Source organism: Streptococcus sp. DD04, assembly GCF_001578725.1.
Classification (GTDB): domain Bacteria; phylum Bacillota; class Bacilli; order Lactobacillales; family Streptococcaceae; genus Streptococcus; species Streptococcus sinensis.
In genome coordinates, this window is the sequence record NZ_KQ968976.1 from 288859 (window position 1) to 296111 (window position 7253).

The 7253-nt window shown below is 41.3% G+C and carries 10 protein-coding genes, 1 tRNA gene and 1 other RNA gene; 2 read left to right on the forward strand and 10 right to left on the reverse strand.

The genetic code is table 11. From position 1 onward, the window contains the following. From STRDD04_RS01365 to STRDD04_RS01375, 3 genes are all read right to left on the reverse strand, one after another. A partial coding sequence (locus STRDD04_RS01365) for a VOC family protein (protein WP_062198684.1) occupies positions 1-331 on the reverse strand: 331 nt, incomplete at its 3' end. A 2-nt stretch (positions 332-333) separates the two neighbouring features. Next, positions 334-1512, reverse strand: a complete 1179-nt coding sequence (locus STRDD04_RS01370; protein ID WP_062198687.1) for a pyridoxal phosphate-dependent aminotransferase — start codon at positions 1510-1512, stop codon at positions 334-336. Continuing rightward, the gene (locus STRDD04_RS01375) at positions 1509-1997 is read right to left on the reverse strand and encodes a cell wall elongation regulator TseB-like domain-containing protein (protein WP_062198689.1); all 489 of its coding nucleotides are present in this window, start codon (positions 1995-1997) and stop codon (positions 1509-1511) included. Before STRDD04_RS01375 ends, STRDD04_RS01370 begins: the two co-directional genes overlap by 4 nt. An 85-nt stretch (positions 1998-2082) precedes the next feature. Between STRDD04_RS01375 and STRDD04_RS01380 the strand changes: the two genes are divergently transcribed. Continuing rightward, positions 2083-2529, forward strand: coding sequence for a MarR family winged helix-turn-helix transcriptional regulator (locus STRDD04_RS01380; RefSeq protein ID WP_062198691.1), 447 nt, complete (start codon positions 2083-2085; stop codon positions 2527-2529). Positions 2530-2618: 89 nt separating this feature from the next. Further along, positions 2619-3167, forward strand: a complete 549-nt coding sequence (locus tag STRDD04_RS01385) for an NADPH-dependent FMN reductase (protein WP_062198693.1) — start codon at positions 2619-2621, stop codon at positions 3165-3167. A 55-nt stretch (positions 3168-3222) separates the two neighbouring features. On the opposite strand, the gene STRDD04_RS01390 is transcribed toward STRDD04_RS01385, so the two are convergent. The 7 genes from STRDD04_RS01390 to STRDD04_RS01420 all read right to left on the reverse strand — a co-directional run bounded on the left by STRDD04_RS01390 (position 3223) and on the right by STRDD04_RS01420 (position 7160). Next, on the reverse strand, positions 3223-3918 hold the full coding sequence (locus STRDD04_RS01390; RefSeq protein WP_037618600.1) for an LrgB family protein: 696 nt from the start codon (positions 3916-3918) through the stop codon (positions 3223-3225). Further along, positions 3911-4291, reverse strand: coding sequence for a CidA/LrgA family protein (locus STRDD04_RS01395; RefSeq protein ID WP_062198695.1), 381 nt, complete (start codon positions 4289-4291; stop codon positions 3911-3913). Before STRDD04_RS01395 ends, STRDD04_RS01390 begins: the two co-directional genes overlap by 8 nt. Before the next feature lie 510 nt (positions 4292-4801). Beyond that, positions 4802-4889, reverse strand: a tRNA-Ser gene (locus STRDD04_RS01400). A 38-nt stretch (positions 4890-4927) separates the two neighbouring features. Then, positions 4928-5752, reverse strand: a complete 825-nt coding sequence (locus tag STRDD04_RS01405) for a DUF695 domain-containing protein (protein WP_062198696.1) — start codon at positions 5750-5752, stop codon at positions 4928-4930. Between the two features lie 25 nt (positions 5753-5777). Further along, positions 5778-6126, reverse strand: a transfer-messenger RNA (tmRNA) gene (ssrA, locus tag STRDD04_RS01410). A gap of 294 nt (positions 6127-6420) precedes the next feature. After that, complete coding sequence (locus STRDD04_RS01415) at positions 6421-6741, reverse strand: hypothetical protein (RefSeq protein WP_062198698.1); 321 nt, start codon at positions 6739-6741, stop codon at positions 6421-6423. Between the two features lie 11 nt (positions 6742-6752). Next, positions 6753-7160 (reverse strand): helix-turn-helix transcriptional regulator, encoded by a 408-nt coding sequence (locus STRDD04_RS01420; RefSeq protein WP_062198700.1) that lies wholly within the window; start codon positions 7158-7160, stop codon positions 6753-6755. Positions 7161-7253: the final 93 nt, after the last annotated feature.

The following is a 7253-nucleotide window of genomic DNA, read 5'->3' on the forward strand; positions in this document are numbered from 1 at the left end:
CTGGGTCTATCACAAAGGCCGCATAGTATCCCACATGGTAATTTTTACGCTCGCCAGGTGCACCATTATCCTTTCCTCCAGCAGCCAAAGCTGCTTGATAGAAAGCATCTACTTCTTGACAAGTTTGAGCACTAAAGGCAAAATGCATCGGCTCTTGTTGACCAACATTTAGCCAAAAATCACCACCTGGATCCGCATCTCGCGGTTCTGTGAAACTAACGACCTGCCCCGTATCAAATTGAAGGTGATAATTTAAAGGAGTTAAAGTGGCTTGATAGAAAGCTTTAGAAACTTCTAAACTCTTTACCTTAAGGGTAAAATGATCGATCATTCCTACTTCTCCATAAAATCCTTGAGACGTTGAACCGCTTCTTTCAGGGTATCCATGTCAGTCGCATAGCTGAGGCGGACATTTTCTGGCGCACCAAACCCGTCTCCTGTCACTAGAGCCACACCTACTTCTTCTAAAATCGCTGTGGTAAAGGCTGTCACATCGGTATAGCCTTTCATTTCCATCGCTTTTTTAACATTTGGGAAGAGATAGAAGGCTCCCTGAGGCTTGACGACTTCAAAGCCAGGCACTTGAGCCAGCAAAGGATAAATAGTATTCAGGCGTTCTTCAAAGGCCAATCTCATATTTTCGACCGTATCCTGACTGCCCGTCAAGGCTTCAATAGCCGCATATTGCGCCACTGCTGTTGGATTAGAAGTCGTTTGCCCTGCAACCTTGCTCATCGCTGAAATAATCTCTGGAGCACCTACAGCATAACCAATCCGCCAGCCCGTCATAGAGTAGCTTTTAGAAACACCGTTGATAACGACTGTTTGCTTGCGGATCTCCTCTGACAGACTAGAAATCGGCGTAAATTTATTGCCATTATAGACCAAGCGGCCATAAATATCGTCTGCCAAGATCAGAATGTCATGCTCAACAGCCCAGTTTCCAATAGCCAGAAGCTCTTCTGCTGTATAAATCATACCAGTCGGATTGGACGGCGTGTTCAGAACCAAAACCTTGGTCTTCTCAGTGCGGACGGCTTCCAGCTGGGCAACTGTCACCTTAAAGTTGTTTTCCTCTGTCGCTTGAGCAAAAACAGGCTTTCCTTCAGCCATCAGAATCTGATCGGCATAGCTGACCCAATAAGGAGTTGGAATGATGACTTCATCATCTGGATCAATCACACTCATAAAAAAAGTATAGAGGGAGAATTTGGCGCCCGTTGCTACTGTCACTTGATTTGGCTGAATCTCATAGCCATAGTATTTGGCAAAATACTTTACAATTGCTGCTTTTAGCTCAGGAAGACCGCTTGCAACCGTATAAAAACTCGCTCTACCATCTTCAATCGCTGCAATCGCTGCTTGCTGGATATTCTTAGGCGTCGGAAAATCTGGCTCTCCCAAAGTCAAAGAGAGGATGTCCCTGCCTTCAGCCTTTAAAGCCTTGGCCCGTGCGGCGGCTGCCAAGGTCACACTTTCTTCCATATTTAAAACACGATTGGATAGTTTCATAGTCCCTCCTTGCTGAGCAAACTTTTGCTCTCAAATCCGATATTGTAATAGCTCGTTCCAGACTTAATTTCCCAAACAGGCTGGCCGTCTAAGAAACCAAAAGTGGTCTTATCAATAGAGGTCGCTCCATTATCCTTGGCCAGCTTCTCCGCCTCCGCCTGACTAATCCCATCTTGCAACTGATACACATAAATTTTGTTAGAATCTTGGGAAATCAGAACGGCTTCTTCCACTTTTTTACTATTTTTTCCAAGCAAGCTATAGTAAGACTCTTTGCCATTGTAAATAGAAAAACTAGTTAGCGTTTCCAAGTCCGCATATTCCTTAGCGACTTTTATAGATCCCTCCATCGCTGACCGCCTCGGTTCCATAGCAAGATGCAAAACTGTAAAAAATGAAAAAACAAGCGCCGTTAGGACAAGAAAAAGCCCGATAGCATACTGCCGAATAGGAAATTCAGCCTTTTCTTTAATTTTATGTTTCACTGAATCATTATACTACAAATAGCCTGATTTTTCTAGGACTTTTATCACATTTGCATTTATTACTCCTTATTGATAAAATGAGCCTATGAGAATAACTGAAAACCTAGACAACGAGACTCTACTTGACCTCAAGACAATTATCGTGCTCCATAAGGCTGAGCGAACCATCCGTAATATCGAAGCTCAAATTTTTAAAAAACACAACTTGACTCCGACCCAATTTTCCGTTTTGGAAACCTTATATAGTAAAGGAGAATTGCGGATTCAAGATTTAATTGACCTCATATTAGCCACTTCGGGAAATATGACGGTCGTCATCAAAAACATGGAAAGAGATGGCTGGATTAGCCGCAGCTGCGACCCCAATGACCGCCGCTCCTTTCTCATCCAACTAAGCGAGCAGGGCCAGAAGAAAATCGAGACGGTCCTGCCAGAACACATCGCCAATATCCGACACATGACTGCCATTCTTTCAAAAAACGACAAAGAAGATTTAGTGCGGATTTTGAAAACGTTCAAAAAGTTGAGCTAAATTATTGCTAACTAGTGATAATTGTTGTAACATAGATTGTAACAAGAGTTCATCCTCTTGATTTGAATCATTTACAAGGAGACTCATCTATGTCTAAAGTATTATTTATTATCGGCTCACTTCGTCAAGGTTCATTCAATCATCAGTTGGCAGCACAAGCAGAAAAGGCTCTGGCTGGCAAAGCTGAAGTGTCTTATCTTGATTACAAGGATGTGCCATTCTTTAACCAAGATCTCGAAAGTCCAGCGCCAGCTGCTGTTGCCAAGGTTCGTGAAGAAATCCTCGCAGCCGATGCCATCTGGATTTTCTCACCTGTCTACAACTTGGCTATCCCTGGCGTAGTGAAAAACTTGCTAGACTGGACTTCACGCGCACTTGATTTGTCAGACCCAACCGGCCCTTCTGCCCTCAATGCCAAGCTTGTGACCGTTTCATCCGTTGCTAATGGCACTTCACCTGATGAAGTATTCAAGCACTACCGTAGCCTGCTTCCATTTATTCGCATGAATGTGGTAGACCAATTTACTGGTGTCGGTATCAATCCAGAAGCTTGGGGAACTGGTCAACTGACTATCGCAGAAGACAAGCTTGATGAGCTGTCTGCCCAAGTAGATGCCCTACTAGCAGCTATCAACTAAGATAATATAAAAAACATGAAGCAATATTTCTCAGAAAGACTGCTCCATGTTTTTCTTATTTTAAAATGATAGCTGCGACGATTGGACTGACAATCACGTACATGATTCCTGTCACTCCGATTGCAAGGCCGGCCATAGCTCCTGCAACTTGCCCATATTTAAAAGCTGTTCCGGTACCAACTGCGTGACCCGTACCACCTAGAGCTAGGCCAATCGCTACTGGATCCTTAATTTTTAGTAGTTTAAGAATAGTCGGCCCCATGACACTTGTCAAAATACCTGTTGCCACAACAACAACCAGAGTGACGGTTGTCAAGCCCTGCATTTTATCAGTAATACCCACTGCCATCGCTGTTGTGACAGATTTTGGAAATAGGGAAATTGCTAAAAAGAAGTCCATCCCAAAGAATTTCGCAAGCAGAGCCGTAAAAGTCGTATTGACCACTACAGCCACAAAGGTACCTAGCAGGATACTGCGAGCGTGGTGCTTCATCAGGTGGAAGGTCTTATAAAGCGGAATTCCCAAAGCAACCGTTGACGGAACGATTAAATTATTCAAATAAGCCCCACCGACATAGTAGTCCTTATAAGAAATACCTGTTAATTTCAAGAACGCAATGACCAAAATCGCTGCTAAAAGGAGAGGCGTTGTCAAAGGATGAGGAAATCTACGGAAAATCAGCATCCCGATAAGGTAGGCAAAAATGGACAAGGCGAGGCCAAATAGCGGGTTGCTCCATAAACTAGACATGGTCCACCCCTCCTTCCTCATAATCGCCTTCAAAATGCTGCTTGATGAATTGTACAACAAGTGCAATGACGACCACATTTAAGACAATGGCGCCGAGGATAATCAGAATAATTGGCAGCAGATAAGGGGCAATCACATGAAACTTATCCATAATCCCTACAGCCGGAGGTAGAAAAAGAATGGTCATATTGCCCAACAGAAAGTTGCCAACCATACTGACATGGCGGAGCCGCAACAGCTTAAATTGCAGAGCAAGAAAAAGCAAAATCAGTCCGATAATACTGCCAGGAATAGGAAGATGGAAGAAACTTGATATCCCCTCTCCAATGATGGAAATCGAGAAAATAATCATCAACTGGACATATAACTTCATGCAGAACCTCCAAAACTTTCTATGTACAGTTTACTCTTTTTCAGAAATATTTCAAGGTTTTTCCTAAATAAAAAAGATGGAAACGAATCCATCTAATCTTTAGCATGACAAACTGCCTCTACATCATTTCCATTCGGATCTAGGATAAAGGCTGCGTAATATGGCTGATGCTAATGCTCAGGAATGCCTGGCACCCCCTTGTCTTATGTACCTGCTGGCAGACCAGCCTGTAAAAGCATCTAGTTGTGTTCTACTAGCCACATTAAAAGCAAGATGATTGACTTCAGACTTGTCCCCTGACTGAGCCAAAAGTCCCTGCGAACGCTGTTCTTAGCTCTGCAAAAGGAACAGCTTGAGACATATTAAATTCAAACTCATCAGCTAAAGGAGCCAATCTCTACTAGCAAAATATTTTACCGGCCTGTAACTCTTTGACTCCAATCCGCAAATGGACAATCTTCCGTTACCCTTCTATCAAAAAAACGCCCCACGGCGTTTCTTGACATACAACGGAAGACATGGGATTCGAACCCACGCACGCTTTTACACGCCTACTGCGTTTCCAACACAGCCTCTTAAGCCTCTTGAGTAATCTTCCATAAAAGAGAAAGACGAGCTTTCCCAAAACTTTATCCATTATACCACATTACAGCTCCAGCCGCTATACTTTCCACCATATTTTTTTGAAATTTCTACTAATTCCCAAACATTTGGATTGAGATGAGATAACTCAGTATCATCCAAGCGAGAAATCTGAATCTGATAGGGTCTTGTAGAATCCTGCAATTTATCTGTTGAAACAAGAGTATAGGCTAGCTTTTCAACTTCTAGTATCAATTCTGCCTGCATCTCCTCAGATGTGCAACAAATCCAATGGTTTATTTCACGGATTTGATCATGATGATCGCCGCTTTTTTCTAATTCATACCAAATGCGCTGATTCAGAATTGTCTGATATTCATATTCATTTGGATAAAGAAATTCAAAATATTGGTTCCACTCAGGATCTACCAAAGTTGCCGAACTATATTGATAATCAGGAAACTCCTTCATCACACGAGAAATAGTAGCTACATGGCTCTGCTTATCTCTTAAATAATAGTAATATTCAATGTGTCCATCCGTAATAACTGTTCCTACATAGATTCCGGAAATGTCAAATAAAGCCTCTGACAGCGCGTCTTCAATCGCATTTAACTTCAGAAATTCATCATTTTTCGGAAATTTTGTTTCAGATTCCACATCCAGCAAGGCGATTTTCAAACGCATGGCATAAGAATACTGAGCATAGGGAGCTGCTTGAGCCAGAGCAAGATTCAAACGGATACTAGCTACTTGGTCATCAATAAGAGTTGAAAAAGAGCCCCATTCATTTGGAACTTCCTCTAAAACAACGGGAGCTTCCTCAGTTTGTAGCTGGTTTTCTTGGTTTTTACCAAAAATTTTTTCAAAAAAGCTCATATATCAAAACCTCTTTTACATATCCCAATGGAGCCGGTGGGAGTCGAACCCACGTCCAAACACCTGCCAACATATTTGCCTACGACCATAGGCCATGTCTTCATTTAACTTAGCTTTGACACATGGCTCAAGCCCAAGCTAAGCGAGTCTATCAATCTCTTGTAAAATCCCTAGACTTGATTTTACCGTAGCTTGCTCATAATAAGACCGGTCATCAGACACAAGCAATCCGAATCAGGTCACGCTGGCTGTTTTTTAGGCAGCTAAAGCGTAAGAATTGTTATTTTTTGCAGTTATATTTAACTGGCGTTTTACATCCGCTAGATGAGTCGCAAAACATGCCTCATAATGCCTGTCGAATCCGTAACGACCCCAAGACAGTAATCTATTATACCAAATATCGGTTTAGAATGCAAAAATAATATTCATTGCCCACAGCAGGAAATCACCAGAACTTCTGCAAAGCAAGAATCTCTAATCTATAAAACTGCTATAACCTATAAATTTATACCAAATACTCTTCTAAAATAGCCTGTACTCTAAAAGCTCTATTTTTCTACTCAAACTCAACTAATTTCTCAAGACTATCAGAACACCAATGTCACTAATCTCAAAAAATAGAATCGTCTGAAAAGGCGATTCTTTCCTTTCTGTCAATAAAATTTCCATTAAAATCTGACAATGACACTGCTAAAGAGGAAAATTACAAAGATTAAGATTAAACCCAGTAAATAGAGCAGACGGTATTTCCTAGTTTCCAGCTCTTCTTTTTCTTCAGCTGTCATGGAAAAAATAGCCTTGTTCCGCTTCAAGAGATAGAGGATTAAACCTTCTCCTCTTTGTCCACCAGTTGTTAAGAAAGCCCAAAACTTGGGGTGTTTTATTCCACGAATGGAAGCGTCTAATTCAACCAACTTAAACAATTGATACACAAACAGTCCATTTGTCACTACGAGTAATCCAATCAAGGTCCATACATACCAAGTCATGATAAAACCTCCTATATTTTTCGAATAATCTGCACCAAGATATAGCCAGTCGTGCTGATGACTAGCGCTACTGCCAACAAGGTCAGCAGATAACTTTTAGAGATGGGAATAATAAAAATAAAGAACAGAAATAACAGACAAATATTACATAAAAAGGCCAGTAAAATCTTTCGATTACTCTTGACAGTATTGGTCGAATCTTCCAAGTGCTGAATCATGCTCTCATCCCCTTTCAACAATTCATCCAAGCTAACCTGATACAAATCGCTTAGTTGTAAGACATATAAAATATCCGGATAAAATTTTTCTGTTTCCCAATTTGAGATAGTTTGTCTTGAAACATTTAATTCTTCTGCGACACTTTCCTGTGTCATGCCACACATTTGCCGCGCTTTTTTTAATTTTTTGCCAATTTCCATTACCCTTCTCCCATCTTTCTACCTTCATTTTACTCTTTTCTTGCCTAAAATCTAGCAAATTTTTTTGACATTGGGCAAAATAAAGGAAAAAGG

What these genes read in the sequence shown, in the direction of transcription:
- STRDD04_RS01370 (WP_062198687.1), bottom strand. Translation starts at nt 1,512, where the DNA reads ATGAAACTATCCAATCGTGTTTTAAATATGGAAGAAAGTGTGACCTTG.
- STRDD04_RS01380 (WP_062198691.1), top strand. Translation starts at nt 2,083, where the DNA reads ATGAGAATAACTGAAAACCTAGACAACGAGACTCTACTTGACCTCAAG.
- STRDD04_RS01385 (WP_062198693.1), top strand. Translation starts at nt 2,619, where the DNA reads ATGTCTAAAGTATTATTTATTATCGGCTCACTTCGTCAAGGTTCATTC.
- STRDD04_RS01390 (WP_037618600.1), bottom strand. Translation starts at nt 3,918, where the DNA reads ATGTCTAGTTTATGGAGCAACCCGCTATTTGGCCTCGCCTTGTCCATT.
- STRDD04_RS01395 (WP_062198695.1), bottom strand. Translation starts at nt 4,291, where the DNA reads ATGAAGTTATATGTCCAGTTGATGATTATTTTCTCGATTTCCATCATT.
- STRDD04_RS01405 (WP_062198696.1), bottom strand. Translation starts at nt 5,752, where the DNA reads ATGAGCTTTTTTGAAAAAATTTTTGGTAAAAACCAAGAAAACCAGCTA.
- STRDD04_RS01415 (WP_062198698.1), bottom strand. Translation starts at nt 6,741, where the DNA reads ATGACTTGGTATGTATGGACCTTGATTGGATTACTCGTAGTGACAAAT.
- STRDD04_RS01420 (WP_062198700.1), bottom strand. Translation starts at nt 7,160, where the DNA reads ATGGAAATTGGCAAAAAATTAAAAAAAGCGCGGCAAATGTGTGGCATG.